Source organism: Bacillus sp. BC05(2025) (assembly GCF_056725905.1).
This window is the reverse complement of sequence record NZ_JBWYRA010000002.1, coordinates 809,903-828,909: the sequence shown is the minus strand read 5'-3', so window position 1 is coordinate 828,909 and position 19,007 is coordinate 809,903. Positions and strand designations below refer to the sequence as shown.

The 19,007-nt window shown below is 36.0% G+C and carries 22 protein-coding genes; 15 read left to right on the top strand and 7 right to left on the bottom strand.

What is annotated here, in order from left to right; genetic code table 11:
* Positions 1 to 15: 15 nt before the first annotated feature.
* The 5 genes from ACZ76X_RS10125 (at position 16) to ACZ76X_RS10105 (ending at position 4,185) form a co-directional block, all read left to right on the top strand.
* Positions 16 to 1,380, top strand: a complete 1,365-nt coding sequence (locus ACZ76X_RS10125) for a PTS transporter subunit EIIC (RefSeq protein ID WP_479850373.1) — start codon at positions 16 to 18, stop codon at positions 1,378 to 1,380.
* A gap of 48 nt (positions 1,381 to 1,428) precedes the next feature.
* A complete protein-coding gene (locus ACZ76X_RS10120) occupies positions 1,429 to 2,493 on the top strand; it encodes a DUF871 domain-containing protein (protein ID WP_479850372.1) in 1,065 nt (354 codons plus the stop codon).
* 160 nt (positions 2,494 to 2,653) lie between these two features.
* Positions 2,654 to 3,058 (top strand): DoxX family protein, encoded by a 405-nt coding sequence (locus tag ACZ76X_RS10115; protein WP_001077748.1) that lies wholly within the window; start codon positions 2,654 to 2,656, stop codon positions 3,056 to 3,058.
* Between the two features lie 155 nt (positions 3,059 to 3,213).
* On the top strand, positions 3,214 to 3,615 hold the full coding sequence (locus ACZ76X_RS10110; protein WP_479850371.1) for a nuclear transport factor 2 family protein: 402 nt from the start codon (positions 3,214 to 3,216) through the stop codon (positions 3,613 to 3,615).
* A gap of 87 nt (positions 3,616 to 3,702) precedes the next feature.
* Positions 3,703 to 4,185, top strand: coding sequence for a PRK06770 family protein (locus tag ACZ76X_RS10105; RefSeq protein ID WP_479850370.1), 483 nt, complete (start codon positions 3,703 to 3,705; stop codon positions 4,183 to 4,185).
* Positions 4,186 to 4,218: 33 nt separating this feature from the next.
* Here ACZ76X_RS10105 and ACZ76X_RS10100 read toward each other — a convergent pair whose 3' ends face one another.
* Entirely contained in the window at positions 4,219 to 5,130 is a 912-nt protein-coding gene (locus ACZ76X_RS10100; protein WP_479850369.1) for a DMT family transporter, read from the bottom strand.
* A gap of 204 nt (positions 5,131 to 5,334) precedes the next feature.
* Here ACZ76X_RS10100 and ACZ76X_RS10095 point away from each other — a divergent pair, with 204 nt between their 5' ends.
* Both ACZ76X_RS10095 and ACZ76X_RS10090 read left to right on the top strand, forming a co-directional pair.
* The gene (locus tag ACZ76X_RS10095; protein ID WP_088022884.1) at positions 5,335 to 5,829 is read left to right on the top strand and encodes an Lrp/AsnC family transcriptional regulator; all 495 of its coding nucleotides are present in this window, start codon (positions 5,335 to 5,337) and stop codon (positions 5,827 to 5,829) included.
* A gap of 128 nt (positions 5,830 to 5,957) precedes the next feature.
* Complete coding sequence (locus tag ACZ76X_RS10090) at positions 5,958 to 6,413, top strand: N-acetyltransferase (RefSeq protein WP_063263505.1); 456 nt, start codon at positions 5,958 to 5,960, stop codon at positions 6,411 to 6,413.
* 67 nt (positions 6,414 to 6,480) lie between these two features.
* Here the strand turns inward: ACZ76X_RS10090 and ACZ76X_RS10085 are convergent, their stop codons facing one another.
* Positions 6,481 to 7,251: an SDR family NAD(P)-dependent oxidoreductase gene (locus ACZ76X_RS10085; RefSeq protein ID WP_479850368.1), complete on the bottom strand. Its 771-nt coding sequence runs from the start codon at positions 7,249 to 7,251 to the stop codon at positions 6,481 to 6,483.
* Positions 7,252 to 7,389: 138 nt separating this feature from the next.
* Here ACZ76X_RS10085 and ACZ76X_RS10080 point away from each other — a divergent pair, with 138 nt between their 5' ends.
* The 5 genes from ACZ76X_RS10080 to ACZ76X_RS10060 all read left to right on the top strand — a co-directional run bounded on the left by ACZ76X_RS10080 (position 7,390) and on the right by ACZ76X_RS10060 (position 10,872).
* On the top strand, positions 7,390 to 7,758 hold the full coding sequence (locus ACZ76X_RS10080) for a MerR family transcriptional regulator (RefSeq protein WP_479850367.1): 369 nt from the start codon (positions 7,390 to 7,392) through the stop codon (positions 7,756 to 7,758).
* 330 nt (positions 7,759 to 8,088) lie between these two features.
* A complete protein-coding gene (locus ACZ76X_RS10075) occupies positions 8,089 to 8,433 on the top strand; it encodes a DMT family transporter (RefSeq protein ID WP_061657489.1) in 345 nt (114 codons plus the stop codon).
* A gap of 2 nt (positions 8,434 to 8,435) precedes the next feature.
* Positions 8,436 to 8,750: a DMT family transporter gene (locus ACZ76X_RS10070; RefSeq protein ID WP_000539674.1), complete on the top strand. Its 315-nt coding sequence runs from the start codon at positions 8,436 to 8,438 to the stop codon at positions 8,748 to 8,750.
* A gap of 129 nt (positions 8,751 to 8,879) precedes the next feature.
* Positions 8,880 to 9,458: a TetR/AcrR family transcriptional regulator gene (locus ACZ76X_RS10065; protein ID WP_016716563.1), complete on the top strand. Its 579-nt coding sequence runs from the start codon at positions 8,880 to 8,882 to the stop codon at positions 9,456 to 9,458.
* Positions 9,459 to 9,669: 211 nt separating this feature from the next.
* On the top strand, positions 9,670 to 10,872 hold the full coding sequence (locus ACZ76X_RS10060) for an MFS transporter (protein ID WP_479850366.1): 1,203 nt from the start codon (positions 9,670 to 9,672) through the stop codon (positions 10,870 to 10,872).
* A 34-nt stretch (positions 10,873 to 10,906) separates the two neighbouring features.
* Here ACZ76X_RS10060 and ACZ76X_RS10055 read toward each other — a convergent pair whose 3' ends face one another.
* Positions 10,907 to 11,245 (bottom strand): winged helix-turn-helix transcriptional regulator, encoded by a 339-nt coding sequence (locus tag ACZ76X_RS10055; RefSeq protein ID WP_001059468.1) that lies wholly within the window; start codon positions 11,243 to 11,245, stop codon positions 10,907 to 10,909.
* 169 nt (positions 11,246 to 11,414) lie between these two features.
* Between ACZ76X_RS10055 and ACZ76X_RS10050 the strand changes: the two genes are divergently transcribed.
* On the top strand, positions 11,415 to 11,954 hold the full coding sequence (locus ACZ76X_RS10050; protein ID WP_479850365.1) for an ester cyclase: 540 nt from the start codon (positions 11,415 to 11,417) through the stop codon (positions 11,952 to 11,954).
* Between the two features lie 166 nt (positions 11,955 to 12,120).
* Positions 12,121 to 12,669: an NAD(P)H-dependent oxidoreductase gene (locus ACZ76X_RS10045; RefSeq protein WP_479850364.1), complete on the top strand. Its 549-nt coding sequence runs from the start codon at positions 12,121 to 12,123 to the stop codon at positions 12,667 to 12,669.
* An 18-nt stretch (positions 12,670 to 12,687) separates the two neighbouring features.
* Here ACZ76X_RS10045 and ACZ76X_RS10040 read toward each other — a convergent pair whose 3' ends face one another.
* A complete protein-coding gene (locus ACZ76X_RS10040) occupies positions 12,688 to 14,448 on the bottom strand; it encodes an SgrR family transcriptional regulator (protein WP_479850443.1) in 1,761 nt (586 codons plus the stop codon).
* Positions 14,449 to 14,532: 84 nt separating this feature from the next.
* On the opposite strand from ACZ76X_RS10040, the gene ACZ76X_RS10035 reads away from it, so the two are divergent.
* Positions 14,533 to 15,795 (top strand): MDR family MFS transporter, encoded by a 1,263-nt coding sequence (locus tag ACZ76X_RS10035; protein ID WP_479850363.1) that lies wholly within the window; start codon positions 14,533 to 14,535, stop codon positions 15,793 to 15,795.
* A gap of 46 nt (positions 15,796 to 15,841) precedes the next feature.
* Here ACZ76X_RS10035 and ACZ76X_RS10030 read toward each other — a convergent pair whose 3' ends face one another.
* The 3 genes from ACZ76X_RS10030 to ACZ76X_RS10020 all read right to left on the bottom strand — a co-directional run bounded on the left by ACZ76X_RS10030 (position 15,842) and on the right by ACZ76X_RS10020 (position 18,822).
* The gene (locus ACZ76X_RS10030) at positions 15,842 to 16,045 is read right to left on the bottom strand and encodes a hypothetical protein (protein ID WP_001063864.1); all 204 of its coding nucleotides are present in this window, start codon (positions 16,043 to 16,045) and stop codon (positions 15,842 to 15,844) included.
* A gap of 240 nt (positions 16,046 to 16,285) precedes the next feature.
* A complete protein-coding gene (locus ACZ76X_RS10025; RefSeq protein WP_042515688.1) occupies positions 16,286 to 16,801 on the bottom strand; it encodes a type 1 glutamine amidotransferase domain-containing protein in 516 nt (171 codons plus the stop codon).
* A 23-nt stretch (positions 16,802 to 16,824) separates the two neighbouring features.
* A complete protein-coding gene (locus ACZ76X_RS10020) occupies positions 16,825 to 18,822 on the bottom strand; it encodes a catalase (protein ID WP_479850362.1) in 1,998 nt (665 codons plus the stop codon).
* Positions 18,823 to 19,007: the final 185 nt, after the last annotated feature.

The following is a 19,007-nucleotide window of genomic DNA, read 5'->3' as shown; positions in this document are numbered from 1 at the left end:
GAGGGGGATTCTATTATGAAGAAAGAAGAGAGAATGGCCAGAGAAATTTCAGAGCAACTTGGGGGAGTAAAGAATATTCGTGGCATTGCTCATTGTATGACGAGACTACGATTAACGCTTCATGATGAAAGTAAAGTGAATATGGACCTTTTGAAAAAGGTTGAAGGGGTTATGGGCGTTATTGAAGATGAGACGCTTCAAGTCGTTGTTGGACCTGGGACAGTAAATAAAGTAGCAGCTGAAATGGAAGGTTTAACAGGACTGCGAATTGGTGAGGTGGCAGATTATCACCTTGAAGACCTTGGGCAAGAAATGAAGTCAGAGATTAAGAAGAAAAATAATACACCAGTGAAAAACTTTTTAAGAAAAATAGGAAGTATTTTCATTCCGTTAATTCCTGGTCTTGTGGCGTCAGGTATTATAAACGGGGTCGCTAACTTTGCGAAAAACGCAGGTGCTGATCCGAATGCAACGTGGCTACAAATGTTATTACTTATTGGCGGGGGTATCTTTACATTCTTAGGAATTTTAGTCGGCTGGAATACAGCGAAAGAATTTGGCGGGACACCGGTTCTTGGAGCAATTGCTGGTATTTTAATTTTTAATCCAGCGATGGCGAACGTAAAATTATTCGGTGAAGCGCTCGTACCTGGACGGGGCGGATTATTTGCCGTTATTTTTGCAGCATGGCTTATGGTTGTAGTGGAAAGACAAGTTCGAAAAGCAGTGCCAAATGCAGTTGATATTATTATAACGCCGCTTATTACTGTGTTAGTGGTGAGTATCGTAACGATGTTAGCGATTCAGCCGGTAGCAGGTTTCTTATCTGAAGGAATTACAAGCGGCATTAATGGTATTTTAAGTATTGGTGGAGCATTTGCTGGAGCAGTGCTTGCGGGAACATTTTTACCACTCGTTATGGTCGGTTTGCATCATGGTTTAACACCAATTCATATGGAGTTTATTAATCAAACGCACGTAACACCTTTATTACCAGTACTCGCAATGGCTGGAGCTGGGCAAGTAGGAGCAGCGATTGCCATCTATGTGAAAACAAAAAACAAACGACTTCGTAACGTAATTAAAGGTGCATTACCAGTTGGCTTTTTAGGAATTGGCGAACCGTTATTATACGGGGTTACATTACCACTTGGGAAACCGTTTCTTACAGCTTGTTTAGGAGCAGCAGTTGGCGGTGCATTCCAAGCAGTTATGAAAACAGCCGCACTTGGAATTGGCGTATCAGGATTATCATTAATTCCGTTAATTGCTGATAATAAATATTTACTATATTTCCTTGGATTAGTAGTGGCATATACTTTTGGATTCATCTTTACGTACTTCTTCGGATTTAAAGAAGAAATGGCAGAAAACATATAGAGAAAGGGATTCCTTTCTCTTTTTCTATTCATAGAAAGGGAGATTCATATGATCGGAGTTTCAATTTACCTTGCAAAAGAACGAGTAAAGAAGCAAGAAGAGTGGCTAAAAGTAGCGAAGGAAAACGGGTTTTCATCTATTTTTACATCATTGCACATTCCTGAAGATGACCCTGGTACGTATAAAGAGTTAATTCAAATACTTGGGAAACAAGCTCTCAAATATGAAATGGAATTAATGGTCGATGTTTCTCCAAAATCGTTACACCATTTAGGGATGACGTATGAAAATGTGGAGGAGCTATTGGACTGGGGCATTACAGGCTTAAGAATGGACTACGGGATTGCGCCAAAAGAAATCGCACGCGTATCTCACAAGATGAAAGTAGCTTTAAATGCGAGCACGATTACAGATTCATTTTGGAAAGAGTTAATCATAGAACATATAAAGGTAGAGAATGTAGAAGCGTGGCATAATTTTTACCCGCGCCCAGAAACAGGACTAGCAAAATCATTCTTACAAAAACAAAACGAATACTTACATGAGTGCGGAATAAAAACGATGGCATTTATTCCGGGAGATGGTGAAAAACGTGGTCCGCTATGTGAAGGTTTACCAACGTTAGAAAAGCACCGCAATATGCGCCCGCTTGAAGCGTACTTAGAACTTGTACAAGATTGTGGTGTCGATAAGGTGTTAATCGGGGATATAAGCGGAAGTATAGAAAGTGTACAAGAGATAGCGAGTGCGAGTAGAGGAATTATTCCGCTGCGGTATGAGCCATTGATAGAGAAAAGTGAAGTATTAAAAATGGTAGAACAAGTGCATACAAATAGACTAGATCCAGCGCGTGATGTCATTCGTTCTGTAGAATCACGAGAAGAAAATAAAGTCGTGTTACAGCCAATGCATACAATTGCAAGAAAGAAAGGCAGCATTACAATTGATAATGAATTGTACGGTAGATATGCAGGAGAGATGCAAGTTGCTACGCATGATTTGCCTAAAGATGAGAAGGTGAATGTTGTTGGGATGGTTGTAGAAGAGGACTTGTCTTTATTGCCGTATGTTGGCGCTGGAAAAATGTTTCAACTTTTTTGTGCAATAGAGTAAAAGCCTGAATTAGCACTATTCTGTAGGAAAACATTATCCGTAAAAGGGATAATGTTTTTTGTTTTCTTAAAAAAAGTATTTGACGAATGAAATAAAATACCGTATTGTTTTGACTTGTAAATAAAAGTTCACCATAACAAAACAAAAAGGAGAGTTCAAAATGAACCAATATATTGGGAATTTAATTATTCGTATCGTGTTAGGAGTGACATTCTTTGCGCACGGTTTAGCGAAGTTTCAATCAGGTATCGATAACGTAGCAGGATGGTTTACAAGCATCGGCTTACCAGGTGGTCTTGCATACGGCGTAGCAACAGTTGAATTAGTTGGTGGTATATTATTAATTATCGGTTTAGGCGTAAGATATGTAGGATTGTTATTCGCTCTTATTTTAGCTGGAGCTATCGTAAAGGTAAATGGAGCAGCAGGTTTATTAGGAGATGGAAAGAATCCAGGATATGAATTAGATCTTGCATTACTAGCAATGGGTGCATATTTATTCGTTGTCAAAGCAGAAGGGTATGTAGATCGTTTCTTAAAAGAGAAAGTAATGAAAACGAAGTAAACTTATTTATAAATTGTTGACTTGAATCATTATTGTAACTATAATGATTACAGCGTTTGAGTTAAGAATAAAACAATTTAAATATTTTTTTACACAAGATGTAATGTTTTTGGTTACACCTTGTGTAAAAGATAAATAGAACGGGAGGAAGTAATATGCCTAAATCAAATTTAGAAGTGATTCAAAGTACATATGAAGGATCAGCTTCTTCAAATGCAAAACATTTAGCGGAAGCCCTCTCTGAAAAAGTAGAATGGACAGAGGCAGCAGGATTCCCATACGGGGGAACTTATATAGGTGTAGAAGCAATAATGAAAAAGGTGTTTAGCCGATTAGGATCAGAATGGGATGATTATAAAGCGAGTGTAAATATGTACCATGAAGTAAAAGGAAAAGATGTAATTATTGCTGAAGGTGTTTATTCAGGGGTTTATAAAGAAACGGGAAAATCATTTGAAGCAGATTTCGTTCATGTATGGCAACTGGAGGACGGAAAAATCGTAAAATTCAAGCAATATGTGGATAGTTATATTGTACGAGAAGCAATGAAGGTTTAAAATGAAATAAGGAAACAAATGGAATCGACTGTGCGCAGGCGATTCCATTTGTTTATGTGATTATTAGGAGAATGGGGAGTACAGAATATGAAAAAATGGATAATAGGGGCAATTACAATGATTGTAATTGCGATAGGAGCTGTATTCGGTGTTACTAAACTTTTTAATTATATAGAGGAAGAGGAGAAGAGTCTTAAAACACAAAAAGTAATGAGCCAACAGGACAAGAAAGTTGCAGAAGAAAAGCCACAATTTAGTGAGGATGAAATTATTTCTACCATGCATAGGATGGTACATCAAAAAGTGAAATCCTCTGAAAAATGGGGATTTATTGAAATGACAAATAAGGAAATTGTTAGTGCGAAGAAGGCAGTAGAAAGTAATACAAATTTTAAATATAAATCAAAGCTGCTTGCCACTTTAGAGCGCTGGGAGAAAGGGGATTTTTCACAAACGGTTGAGGAGCATAACTTTTTATGGGAAATTCAAGGTGGTGATACTGGAAAGGCAACAGAACGTTTATCGCCAGAAGAAGAAAAGCAGTATGTGAAAGAAATGAAAGGTAAATAAAAACATCGCCACTCGGGTGACGATGTTTTTTCATTAAGAATGCTTTCGCATGAAAGCTCTAGTTGGCTGAATTGCAACCGTTTTGAAATGAGAAAATAAATAACATCCTGTTACAACGATCATTGTTCCTACAATTTGTATCCATGTTAGTTCTTCACCGAGGAAAAGGAATGCTAAAATGGCTGTGAAAATTGGATTGAAGTTTAGAAAAATCCCGGATGTAGTAGCTCCTAATTTTTGTACGCCAATATTCCAAAACACCATGCATAGGACGGTAGAAATAAGTCCTGTATATAAAAGAGATGTTAGGAAAGAAGCATTTATATTTGTAACAGTGAAGCTCCCTATATTAAAGGGTAATAATAAAATAACTCCGAAAATACCAGAGTATAATGTTGCCATAAGTGGTGTCGTTGTTTTTGTTGCCCATTTACTACAAACAGAATAGACTCCCCAAATACAAACAGCCGCAATCATCCATAAATCTCCGCTATTAAAATGTAGTGAAAATAAAAGAGAAAAGTTACCTTTTAATAGGACAAGAATAACTCCAAAGAAGGAAAGAATCATGGATAGAATTTGAAGAGAATTTATTTTTTCTTTTAGAAATAATACTGAAAATAGCGCAATTGAAATCGCATTTAATGTAGAAATAAGTCCTACATTCGTTGCGGATGTTTTTTCTAGTGCTAAAAACTGAAAGATGTTAAAAAGAGCGACCCCTGAAATCCCCATTAATATTAACGGCAGTATTGCCGCACGAGGCGGAATGATTTTCTTTTCTTTAAACCATACCATCGGTAATAAACAAACAATCGCAATCATCCATCTTAAACTTGTAAGTGTCATTGGAGACGCATGATCAACGAGTGACTTTCCAACGACAAAATTTCCCCCCCATAATAAGCTCGTTAGTAATAGTAAAAAGACATAAAAATAAGGCATATTAAAATCCCCTTTGTTATAATCAATGTGAATTGTAAATAATTTTAGCATTTTTCTTCTGTGTGTAATATATTCTTTTGTATAATGAACAAAAGTCGATAAAATATTTTGTTTTATATAGTATTTGCGAAATGATATTCAGTTTTATATAAGTTGTAAGGTGTTTTTTCGAATAATCATCGGTAAGAAAAAGGGGGAATTGTAATGGAGTCGTCAGTTATTAAAGTGTTGGATGATTTGGACGTACAAATTTTAGATATATTGCAGAAGGAGTCACAAGTAAGTAATGCAGAGCTTGCGCGACGCGTTAATTTATCACCAGCTGCGATGCATGCGAGAATAAAAAGATTAGATGGAGAAGGTTTCATTGATAAACAAGTAGCCATTTTAAATCAAGAAAAGCTTGGTTTTGATTTGTTATGCTTCATTTTCATGAGTACGAATATTCATAAATCGGATAAACTTGACGTGTTGGAAAAAGAATTAGAAGCGATGCCGGAAGTGTTAGAATGTCACTGTTTAACAGGAGAGTATGATTATTTATTAAAGGTTGCAAATCGTGATCGTAAAGAGTTAGAGCAGTTTATTCGAAAGCTGAATAAGCTTGGTATTACAAGGATACAGACGAGTTTAGCACTTCGTGAAATTAAATATTCGACGGTATTACCGATACGGAATGAGGAACCAAGCATCGATTAGATTGCTTGGTTTTTTGTTTGTATAAAGTGATTGACGAGGAGAAAGGAGAGATGTATTATTATATAAAATTATGTATTAAAATTCATTAAGGTTTATAAATATTAATATCGGGGGCAAGGGGATAGAATATGAAAATCTTTAATGCAGTTACGAGTGATGTGAAGGAAATTTATAGTCTCATTGAAGCTTATGCAAAAGAGGGAGTGGTTTTACCGCGTTCTCTTTTATCTCTCTATCAATATTTACAATGTTTATATGTTATGAAAGAAGGGGAAGAAATCGTTGGAGTTGCTGGTTTACATGTGTTAGGGGAGGATCTTGCAGAAGTTCGGTCATTAGTCGTGTCGCATACATATGCAGGAAAAGGAATCGGGCGTATGCTAGTGAACCATGTAATAAATGAGGCAGCGAAAATAAAAGTGAGCAGAGTCATTTCTTTAACATATGAAACGGAATTTTTTCAAAAGTGCGGTTTTGATTTTGTGAATAGAGAGGCTTTACCAGAAAAAGTATGGATTGATTGTAGACATTGTCCAAAGGTAGATTATTGTGATGAAGTAGCGATGATTCGGTATGTTGGGTGAAATTTTTAGTGGGAAAAAAGTCCCACTATTATTTACGTAAGAGTGGGACTCTATATTTTAGGAGGAATTAAGAGCTTGAATTCGTTTTTCTTACTGCAAAATTAAAAATGGGATTTTTAAGCTCATAGTTATAAGTAGAACCATCGACAAGCCCTACAACTTTATCACTGTCGTAAAGGTCAAGCATAAATTGTGCCATTTGTTTTGCAGTGTGGAATTTCGGTACAACATTATCGTATTCGAACTCATCAATATCAAATGAACGTTTTGCAAATTCTGTTTCAGTTGCCCCAGGTGCTAAAACCTTTGCTTGCAGTTTTGCACCTTGTTCTTTCAATTCGTGAGATAAACCTTCTGTAAATGCACTTACATAGAATTTCGTAGCGCAATACGTAACAGCATCAGCAACGATTGTGTATCCACCGCCTGATGAAACGTTAATAAGTTGTGTGCCAGCAACCATTGAGTATTCTCGAACGAAAAGGGAAGAGAGTATTGTTAATGCTTCTATATTTACATGTAACATCGTTTCAATTTTATTTAAATTTTGTTCAGCAATTGAGGCGAAATTACCAAAACCAGCGTTGTTAATCCACGTTTCAATTTGAAAGGCTTGCAGGCTTTCATAAAGCTTATAAACATTTTCCGTAATAGATAAATCCGTTCTTCGAATGACAATATCCAATTCTGGATTCATTTCGTTAATTTTTAATTTTAATCCGTCTAATTCTTCTTGTCTTCGAGCTACAAGTATTAAGTTCTTTCCGCGAGATGCAAAGGCTAAAGCTGATTCATAGCCAATTCCAGAACTTGCTCCAGTAATAACAGTGTATTTCATCTAAAATCCCCCTAAGTTCAAATAAATGTATTATGGTTAGAGTGTATTTGTTAGAGTATACTCTAAGTCAAATGTTTTTTTATAAATTTGATAGGATCATAAAATATGTAAAGGTAAGCACGTGGAAGGAGTTAGAGTATGTACACAATTAGTGCGGTAGCTAAATTATTAGGAGTGAGCACACATACACTACGTTATTATGAAAAGGAAAATATATTAATTGCAAATCGCGATACAAATGGGAATCGACTTTATGAAGAGTCACATATAAAGTGGTTGCAGTTTGTCATGAAATTAAAACAAACGCAAATGCCAATAGCGAAAATAAGAGAATACGCTAGGTTATATTTAGAAGGGGAGCATACAACCGAAGCTCGTTTACAGCTCCTAGAAGATCATAGGAAATCTATTCAGATTCAAAGAGAAAACTTAGTCATTACAGAAAAGATGCTGGAGAATAAGATTATTGCATACAAAGCCTCGTTGGAAAATAAAAAGAGCAGCTAGCAAACGCTAACTGCTCTATGAAAGGGATCTCTCCAAGGGGGAGTGGAGAAAATATTATGTTACTAGCAGTATTGACAGATTATTAGGAAATATACAAATCGGATGAAATAAATTTTAAATAAACTTTTGGCATTGACAGTTTTTAAAATATTCATGTACAATACTTATGAATGACATTCAGTCATTTTCTGTGACGGGATGTATTTTACTTAGAAACGGAACAAATATAAATGGTAAATGAGGATGATAGTTGTTTATATAGTAGTGATGAAGGAGTATATTTTTTTTAAAACAAAAATGACTGATAGTCAGTCATGAGAGGTGAGAGGTATGAAGAATAGAGCTTGGTTATATGTCATATTAACATGTATCTTTGAAATTTTTTGGGTGTTTGGTTTTAATACGGCCGATACTTGGTGGCATTGGATTATTATTTTAGGCGTTATCGCTGTTGATTTTCACTTCCTTTCTAAAGCGTGTGAGCATCTTGCAACAGGGACTGTATATGCCATTTTCGCCGGAGCTGGTACGGTAGGTACTTTCTTAATGGATGTATTCCTTTTCGGCGGAAGTTTCAGTATAGGGAAATTATTCTTTATCGTAATGGTTGTAGCTGGCGTTATCGGTTTAAAGCTAGCTGATAATAAGGAAGAAACTGTGGAAGGAGCTGCTTAAAAATGGGTTGGTTTTTCGTATTTTGCGCTGCAATTAGTGAAATAGTCGGTGTGATCGGTCTAAAAATGTATAGTAAAGATAAAACGTTAGCAAATGGAGCACTTTATATAGGCGGGTTTGCTACATCCTTCGCATTCTTGTATACATCTTTCTTATTCTTACAAGTCAGTGTCGCGTATGCGGTTTGGATTGGTATTGGAACAGCAGGTGCCGTTTTATTAAACATGTTCCTGTTTGGTGAGTCGAAAAGTAAAGCACGTATCATTAGTGTGGCTCTTATTGTATGCGGCGTGACAGGATTAAAAGCTCTTTCGTAAAGATATACTGTATCTCCTAACAAGTCGTTAGGAGATTTTTGTTATAAAAAGTACACGATAATTGACAGTACAGCTAGTTATTTTATAAAATGAGTGACAGTCATTCAATACGCGTGTGAAAGGGTTCAGATGATGAATAAAAAAGAGAAAATTGTCTATGCAGCTATTGAAGTGTTTCAGGAAAAAGGCGTTGAAAAAACGAAGATTTCTGATATTGTGAAATTGGCTGGCATTGCACAAGGAACTTTCTATTTATATTTTCCTTCTAAGTTATCTGTTATGCCTGCAATAGCAGAAGTGATGGTTGAGAAGATGATCCTTGCAGTGAAAGAAAAAGTGCAAAACGATGCGCCTTTTTCAAGTAAAGTTACACAAGTAATAGATGCGGTGTTTCACTTCATAGCGGAATATCGTGAAATACAAGCTTTAATGTATGCAGGTCTTGCATCTACAGAACATATAAAAGAATGGGAAGCTGTGTATGAGCCTCTTTATATGTGGCTAAGTGAATTTTTAAGTGGGGCGAAAGAAGCTGGTGAAATTCGTGATTCGGTTCACGCAGAGCGAACAGCGAAGTTATTTATCGCTTTAGTTGAATCCGCAGCGGAACAAGTTTATTTATATGATCATAAAGATGATGAGCAAGTCGAGCTACAAAAGGCAGAAGTACTAGATTTTTTAACACATGCACTACATATAAAGAAGTAGTAAGATGAACCTGTCTGAGAAGGTAGGTTCATTTTTGAGGAAAAATGAATGATAGTCATTCACCTAATACTTATGTATGTGTGGAAGGATAGAGTGAAATTCTAATGAGTGGAGGCATCTCTACTCATAATTAGCCCACAAATAGCAGGATAAAGAAAAAGCTTCTTGGGCATTATTTTTTGAGAGGAGCTTACGGGAAGAGGTGTTAAAAGTGAAGAAACCGATAAAAGAACAAAAGATGGTACTGGTCATTCTTTTGAGTAATATATTTATCGCTTTTTTAGGGATTGGATTAATCATTCCAGTTATGCCGTCCTTTATGAATGACATGCATTTAACAGGAAAGACGATGGGTTACCTCGTTGCAGTGTTTGCAATGGCTCAGCTCATTTCGTCACCTATTACAGGCCGGTGGGTCGATCTTTACGGTAGAAAGAAAATAATCATTATTGGCTTATTTATTTTTGGTGTTTCAGAACTTCTTTTTGGATTAGGAAAAGATGTGTGGATGCTTTATGTGGCACGGGTGTTAGGTGGAATTAGTGCTGCGTTTGTTATGCCTGGTGTTACGGCATATGTTGCTGATATTACCTCTATGCAAGAACGTCCAAAGGCGATGGGATATTTATCTGCAGCAATTAGTACTGGGTTTATTATAGGGCCCGGAATTGGCGGATTTATTGCGGAATACGGTATACGTGTGCCGTTCTTTGTAGCTGCAGCAATTGCTTTTATAGCATGTGTCATTTCGATATTTATTTTAAAAGAGCCGTTAACGAAAGAAGAGCTTGCAGAGATTTCTGCTAACACGAAAGAATCGAGTTTTATTGGTGATTTAAAGAAATCATTACATCCAATGTATGCAATTGCATTTATTATCGTATTTGTACTCGCATTCGGATTATCAGCGTATGAAACTGTTTTTAGTCTGTTCTCTGATCATAAATTTGGATTCACACCGAAAGATATTGCGGCAATTATTACAATTAGTTCGATCTTTGGGGTAGTTGTGCAAGTATTTATGTTTGGTAAATTGGTTGATATATTCGGTGAAAAAGTGTTAATTCAAATATGTTTAATTGTAGGTGCAGTATTAGCGTTTGTTTCAACTGTAGTCTTTAATTATTGGATTGTCCTTCTTGTCACGTGCTTCATTTTCCTAGCATTTGATTTACTTCGTCCTGCTTTAACGACGTTTTTATCAAAAGCAGCTGGAAAAGAGCAAGGATTCGTTGCTGGTATGAACTCGACTTATACGAGTTTAGGAAATATAGCAGGGCCAGCGATGGGTGGCATATTATTTGATATGAATATTCATTATCCATATGCATTTTCAGGAGTTGTTTTAATAGTTGGTCTCGCTATTACATTTATGTGGAGAGAGAAACAGCTAGCTGAAAGTTTTGCGAAGTAATAAAACCCCTTACGACGGTAAGGGGTTTCTTGTTTTATAAACTTAATCCAAACCGTTTTAATTCAATGAAAATCCCCTCTAATTGCTTTCCTTTATCCGTTAATGTGTACTCCACACGAGGAGGAACTTCTGGATATACTTTTCTCGTTATAATGCCTTGAGATTCTAATTCTTTTAGTCGAAGCGATAATGTTTTTGGACTAATCCCGTCCATTGATTTTTGTAAGTCACTAAATCGTAATGTTCCTTCGATAAGAAGATCACGAATGATTAAAAACGTCCATTTTGTACGAATTACGTCAAGGGTTTTAGCGATGGGACAAGGTATGCCAGGTAAACCTTTCGTTAATTCAACTGGATCTATATTGTTCATGGAACTAGCCTCCATAAAATTTTTTTGGGTGAATTTGCTTTATAGTATCACAAAAATATACTTTTGGTAACTATATGAAAAAAATATCACTACTTCCATAAAGGAAGTTAGTATATATACAATAGCAATACGAAATACAAAGGGTTTAGATGAAGAGGAGGTGATTTTCATGTGGGTGAAAAATTTGTTTAGATTTCTTAGTTTGTTTGTTGTTTGTATTGTACTTGTAGCATGCGGCGTGGAAGAAAAAACGGAAGTCCAGTTATTAAAAGAAATGCCAAAGCCAAAAGCGATGACAATTGATCCCTCACTAAGTCAAAAAGAAGCGACAGAAATGGTTCATGCAGCGCAGCGTTTTTATGCATTTTGGGATACAGGTAAAGAGGAGCTTATTCCGCAAACTGTTACTGAAAAATTTTTCGATCATACATTGCCGAAAGGGCGACCACAAGGCACGGAAGGATTAAAGTTTGCAGCGCAAAATTTTCGTAAAGTTGTTCCTAATATACATTGCGAGATTGAAGATTTATTAGTCGTTGGTGATAAAGTAACAGCTCGTCTTTCTTTTACAGGAACGCACAAGGATAAGAAAATCAATTTTTTTGCCATTGATATTTTACATGTGAAAGACGGAAAGATAACGGAGGATTGGCATTTAGAAGATAAACTTACGTTGAAACAACAACTTGAGTTAATAGCTGAGGAATAAAGTGAAACTTTAATCAGTGGGTGGGGGCATCCCCACTGATTATTAGTTGAACCAATCGGGCTTTTACGGGCAGTTAACCCCCACCTAATTTCTTTGCTTTCGCTGAATTTTGAGGTGGGGGTCTTACTGCCCGTTAAGGCGGGATAAAATAGGGGAGAGAAAAGCGATGAAAAATATATTTATTATAAATGGACATGAAAAATATGGTACGAAAGAAGGAAGATTAAATAGAACGTTAGTTGATTATATGGTAACGGTATTAAGTGAGAAGCATCATGTGAAAACAACAACGATTCAAGATGGCTATAGTATTAAAGAAGAACAAGAGAAGTTTTTATGGGCTGATGTTGTGATTTATCAAACGCCGATTTACTGGTTTAGTGTACCTGGGTTATTTAAAACGTATATGGATGAAGTGTATGAATATGGTTTGTTCTTTAAAGGTGCAGATGAATATGGAACTGGTGGTTTATTAAAAGAGAAAGAGTATATGTTTTCTACAACTTGGAACGCACCGGAGAAAGCATTTGGAGATAAGACGAAGTTCTTTGAAGGGGAAAGTTTAGAATCAGCGCTTAGTCACTTACATCGCGTACAAAAGTTTCTTGGCATGAGTCCGTTAAAGAGCTTTGCTTGTTATGATGTGGTGAAGAATCCTACAATTGATACGTATTTAGAGAACTTGAAGAATCATTTAGAAGAAGTCATGCAATAATTACAGCCATCCCCGTATTTAATGCGGGGATGGCTGTATCCATAACTTCGCAAAATTTGCCCAGCCGAATGAATCAATTGTTACGTTCTTTAAAGAAGAAGGATATGTTTTTCTTTTTAAAACGTGATAGTTAAATAAAATGATGTTATCTGCTTGTAAAAATTCTTCGATTTCATACATGAGTTCATAGCGTTTTTCTTTATTTTCCTCTAATAAAAATGTATCAAGTAAACAGTTAATTTGTTTTTCATAGTGCGGGTCCATGAACCGATTTACGAAGCAACTTTTATTTTTAAATACATTTAAGAATGCGAGTTCATGATCGGCAGCAAATACTTCTCCCATAAAAATAATATCGGCATGTGTATCGATAGAACGATCCATATAATCTGAAACGAGAAATGGGTGAAGTTCTACGTGTATTCCTAATTGTTCGCAACGTTCTTTTAGGAAATATGCGTCATTTGCACTATCTTTAAATGCGAAGAAATAAATATGAATCGTTTCGCCGTTATAGGTGCTCTTTTTTAAATACTCTTTCGCTTTTTTTAAAGAGTAGGACCTTTTAGTAGCTTGGCGGCTTCTTTCAGGGAAAAAGCTTGATGCAGCAATTGTCCGTCTACCCTCTATGCTACGAAGTATCGTTTCAACGTCATATAGTTCTCTCCAAGCTTTTCTAAAGTACATGTCGTGATGAGGGCCGGGTTTTGTAAAGTTGAAGCCAGCATAAATACAGCCTATTTCTTCTATTTGTATATCATGCCTTTCATTTTCCTCTTCATTTGGTAGTTCATAATCAGCATCTATTTGTACATGATCAGGAATACCCCAAAATTCAATACGGTCTAATAACGCGCGCTCTTTAAAATAATGGGTGAACGCCTCGAGTATGATATTATCTTCAGAGTAATGAGCAAGTTTGAAAGGTCCAGTACCTATATAATGGTGATTTTGAATACTAGCATCACGCGGCAAAATTGCTAGTTGTATGGAACTTACATAGTGTAAGAAAAATAGATTTGGTTTTGCTAAATGGAATCGAATTTGCAGTGGTGATGGTGTTTCAATTTGAACAATTTCTTCTGTTAACCATTCGAAAGGAGAGTGAACTTGCTTTAATCGTTCAAATGAAAATTGTACATCTTTAGAAGTTAAAACTGTTTCGTTATGAAAATATATATCCTTTCGTAAATAAAAGGTCCACGTCAGCCCGTCTTCACTTAATTCCCACGTATGCGCAATGTGTGGTTCCATTTTTTCAGTAACATCGTTATAAACGACTAACGTGTCAAAAATTTGACTCGTAAGATGGCTCTCTGTAGTTACAGCGACAAAGGCCGGATCTAATGGGAAGATTTTTCTCGATATAGGAATCTTTAATATGTCATACATATCATTTGAAGGTTCGTATCCAAAATGATGATGTAGTTTATTCTCTATCTTTTTTTGAAGTGCAGGAGGTAGCGGTTCTTTTAAAAGAAGAAAAACATCCTTTAATTTTTCTTGCGCTAACAGTTCATCTGTGTAGGATTCAATCGCTTCTATGAAATTATGTATAAATAGGATTTCGGTTTTATTCCCACGGCCACGCCCTGGAGTCCAACGAATTAATTGTTCCTCACTCATTTTCTTTAATAAAATCTTTACGTTTTTCGTACTGCAATATAAAATATCCGCTAATTCTTGTAAGCTATTTCGTATATGTTGTTGATCCTGTGCATGTAGTCTTAGTCGAATGTAATAGTCCATAATTTTCATATATACACTTCCTTCTATTATAAAAGGGGAAACTCTTTAGAATATTCTAACCTTTTTCTTCCTTTTTTTCAAAGTAAAATAAGTAAGCATAAGGAGGGTGAAACAATGGGTTTTTGGAGTATGCATCGAAATATAAAGATTAGAATTATAACTTCGTTTTTAACACGCACGGTGTCCACGATGATTTTTCCATTTATGGCGATTTATTTTTCAATAAAATTAGGTAGTGCAATCGCTGGTGCGTTACTACTTATTAATGTCATAGCTTCGTTAGTAATTGGTTTATACGGTGGATATGTTGGAGATCGACTCGGTCGTAAAAAAGTGATGATTATCGGTCAAAGTATACAAGTCATTTCCATTGCTTGTATGGGAGTTGCTAATTCAGATTATGTAGATTCACCGTGGCTAACATTTGTGTTTATGTTAGTGAATAGTTTAGGATCTGGGCTTATGAACCCTGCGACAGAGGCAATGTTAATTGATGTGAGTACATCTGAAAATCGAAAAGTGATGTACAGCATTAACTATTGGGCAATTAATTTATCCATTGCGATTGGAGCGATATTTGGCGGATTATTATTTGAGAACTATAGATTGCAATTGTTTATCGGATTAACAGTGATTGCAGTTATTACTTTATATGTGATGGCTGTATATATGGAAGAAGTGTATGTAGCACGGAAAACGGTGGAGAAGAAAAATGTATTAAAAGATATGGCGGATAGTTATAAAGTCGTAATGAAAGATAGAGCGTTTTTAATTTTTTGTGCAGCAAGTATATGTACATTATCTTTAGAGTTTCAAGTTAATAATTATTTAGGGGTACGTTTGCAGCAGGAATTTGAAACGGTGCACTTTTTCTTTTGGAATGGTGTTACGTTTGATTTAACAGGTATTCGAATGATGAGCTGGATTTCAGCAGAGAATACAATTTTAGTTGTGTTATGTTCGGCGCTTCTTATTAAAATGTTGAAACGTTTTAACGATTTGAAAATCTTATATGTAGGTTTATTCATTTATACAATTGGCTTTACAATACTCGGAACGAGCAATAGCTTATGGATTTTATTAATTGCAGGGCTTTTCCAAACGGTAGGTGAGATGATGTATGTACCAGTACGTCAATCTATTATGGCAGATATGGTGCCGAATGAGGCAAGAGGTTCATACATGGCGATTAACGGAATGGTCTTTCAAATGGCAAAAATGAACGGGGCATTAGGTGTTATGCTAGGTTCATTTCTTGCATCTTGGGGCATGAGTGCTCTGTACTTTATCGTTGGTATGAGCAGTATTTTATTATTTATGAAGGCGATTGGGAAAGAGAAGTATGAGGAGGAGAGAGAGGTTTCTCAGATTGGGTAAAACTATATAAAAAGCGAACGAACTGGACTCGCTTTTTATATAATTTTTAAAACGGATCAACTTCAGCTAAATTTGGAGTAGTACTAGGCTGTAGTAAAAGATTTTTTAACGTTCCTACTTCAGAAAGAGCTACTAATATGTAGCCACTAATTAGTACAATAAGCCCAATAACGCGTAACGTTTGTAAGCTTACTTCATTATTATTCGTTTCCGTTGGATTTGGGGGCGTTGAAGGTGGATTGTTATTCATGATTAAGGCTCCCATCTTTTTTTATTTATATATGTGTAAAATCATTATTTAACTTATGGATAGGAATCGTATAGTCATTTTCACTATATGAGAAATGCCTATGAAAAGTGATTAGAAATTTGGGGGCAAGAAAAGAGGGTGTCTCAAAAGATTATTGAAAATGAGATTCTTTTTGTTTTTTATACAAATCAAAAGGTTAACCAAAGTAGCTAAACAGCTATTTTGGTTAACCTATAATAACTATCCTAGTATACGCAATGATTCTTCAATAAACGCTGGGATATCTTCAGGTTGTCTACTTGTTACTAGTTGATTTTGGCATACGACAACCTCTTTGTCATGAAAATTTCCGCCGGCATTTTTCAAATCGACCGCAATGGATTTATATCCAGTCACATCGCGTCCTTCAAGTGTTTGTGCAGTGATGAGTAATTGAGGTCCGTGACAAATAGCGAAAACAGGTTTTTTCGTATCCATAAATGCTTTGCTAAAGCGAACAAAACGTTCATCTGCACGAAGTATATCTGGGGAAAATCCGCCTGGTATGAAGAGGGCATCAAAGTTTTCTGGAGAAACATCATCGATACCTTTATCAATTACGACTTCACTTTTTCCTTGTTTACCGTGTACCGTTTTACCTTTTTCCGTTTCAATAGTTGTTAATTCATATCCTTTTTGTTTAAAAGCTTCTGCTGGCTCTGTGTATTCTGTGTCCTCGAAATAATCTGTTATTAAAGTAGCAATTTTTTTACTCATTCTAATCCGCTCCTTATATTATATTATCGGTTCCAGAATCGTCCTTGGGCAATGCCTTCTATAAATGATTCAATTGAAGTATCTGTTAAGTTGTAAACTCCTGCTCCATCCAGTTTCACCTTACTATGGTCTAAAGCATGAGGGTTACTAAGGACATAGGCTATCGGTTTAAAGTGTTTAAAAGTAGTTTCTGCAAATTCTAAAACAGGGGGTTGAATGGCAGATTCGCTACTAAACACTAATACCGCATCAAAAAGTGCAGAGTCTGCTGTTGTATAAGTATCTGTTACTTTAATGGAATCATTGAAATGATGAATTTTATTATCTATGATTCCATAGTTAATTCGGTGTTGTGCAAAAGCTTGAATCCATTCGGACAGAAGGGAGACGCTTGGGTCACCATTCAATAGAATTGCCACATTTTTGGAATCAGCTTTAAAAATAGTTTTGGACATGCTGAGTGCAGGTGATTTTGCATCCGAATTTATTTCGTGATTTTCTTTAGGCAAAGGGGCTCCAATCATGTTAGCGACTTCCTTTGCTAATTGATGATTGACGTGGTTTAAAAGAGCAATTACATTTGCCTTCACCATGTCTGATTTGCACTTCCCAACTTCAAAGCAAAATGCGTCTTTTATGTGCTGCTTTTCAATAGGATTCATACTATTGTAGAAAAGTTTAGCCTGAGAATAAAAGTTAAGGAAGCTTTTACTGCGCCCCCTAATTTTATGTCCATCAATCTTTTCTTGATAATGCTCATATCCGCCCTGTTCGGTTTGGACGGTTGCTGGTTGATTGTTATTTAAGCCATTGGGATGATAGCTTGTTTGACCGCGATGAATCTGCATTTGATGCATACCATCACGTTGATTATTATGAAAAGGACATACAGGCTGATTAATAGGAATTTGGTGGAAATTAGGGCCTCCTAAACGAGATAATTGTGTATCTGTATAGGAGAACAATCTTCCTTGCAGAAGAGGATCATTTGAAAAATCAATACCTGGTACGACATGGCCAGGGTGAAAAGCTACCTGTTCCGTTTCGGCAAAGAAGTTATCAACATTTTTGTTGAGTGTCATTTTACCAACTAGTTTTACAGGAACTTCTTCTTCCGGCCATAGTTTCGTTGGATCTAAAATATCAAAATCAAATGCATGCTCATCTTCTTCCGGAATTAACTGTAATCCAAGCTCCCATTCTGGATAATCGCCTTTTTCAATTGCTTCGTATAAATCTTGACGATGGAAATCAGGATTTTTCCCAGCAATCCTTTGAGCCTCATCCCATACTAATGAATGAACTCCTAGGGTAGGTTTCCAGTGAAACTTTACGAAGTGGGCTTTTCCTTCTTTATTAATAAGTCGAAATGTATGAACTCCAAAACCTTCCATCATTCGTAAACTACGTGGAATTGCGCGATCACTCATCTGCCACATCACCATATGAGTAGACTCGGGATTATGGGCAACAAAATCCCAAAATGTATCATGAGCGCTAGCTCCCTGAGGAATATCATTATGTGGTTCTGGTTTAACAGCATGGACAAAATCAGGGAATTTAATAGCATCTTGGATAAAGAATACTGGCATATTATTACCTACTAAATCATAGTTACCTTCATCTGTATAAAATTTTGTGGCAAATCCGCGCACATCTCTTACTGTGTCATTGGATCCTTTAGAGCCTTGAACGGTTGAGAACCGTACAAATACAGGTGTTTTTTTTGAAGGATTAGTAAGGAAATCTGCTTTTGTATATGCTTCTAAAGATTCATAAAGCTGAAAATGACCATGTGCTCCAACTCCGCGTGCATGAACAATTCTTTCAGGAATTCGTTCATGATCAAAGTGGGTCATTTTCTCGCGAAAGTGGAAATCCTCCATTAAGGTTGGGCCTCTTAAGCCCATCTTTAAAGAGAATTCATCCTCGGCTATTTTTACTCCTTGGTTTGTTGTTAAAGCATGTTTGCGTTGATTATCTGTAACGTGGTCTTCCAATTGCTCCATTTTTTTATTCACAATATAGGCCCCTCCTTTACGCTGTTAATTTAATAGATACCCTTTTTATTAGGACGTAAACATGTATTATCATTTTTGTATGTAAAAATCATAAAACATCGGTTGTGCCGGTGATTCTTATTTAAGGAAGGAAAATAAAAAAGGCAAGGAGATAATTTATTTTCTCCTTGCCTTTTAAGATAAGT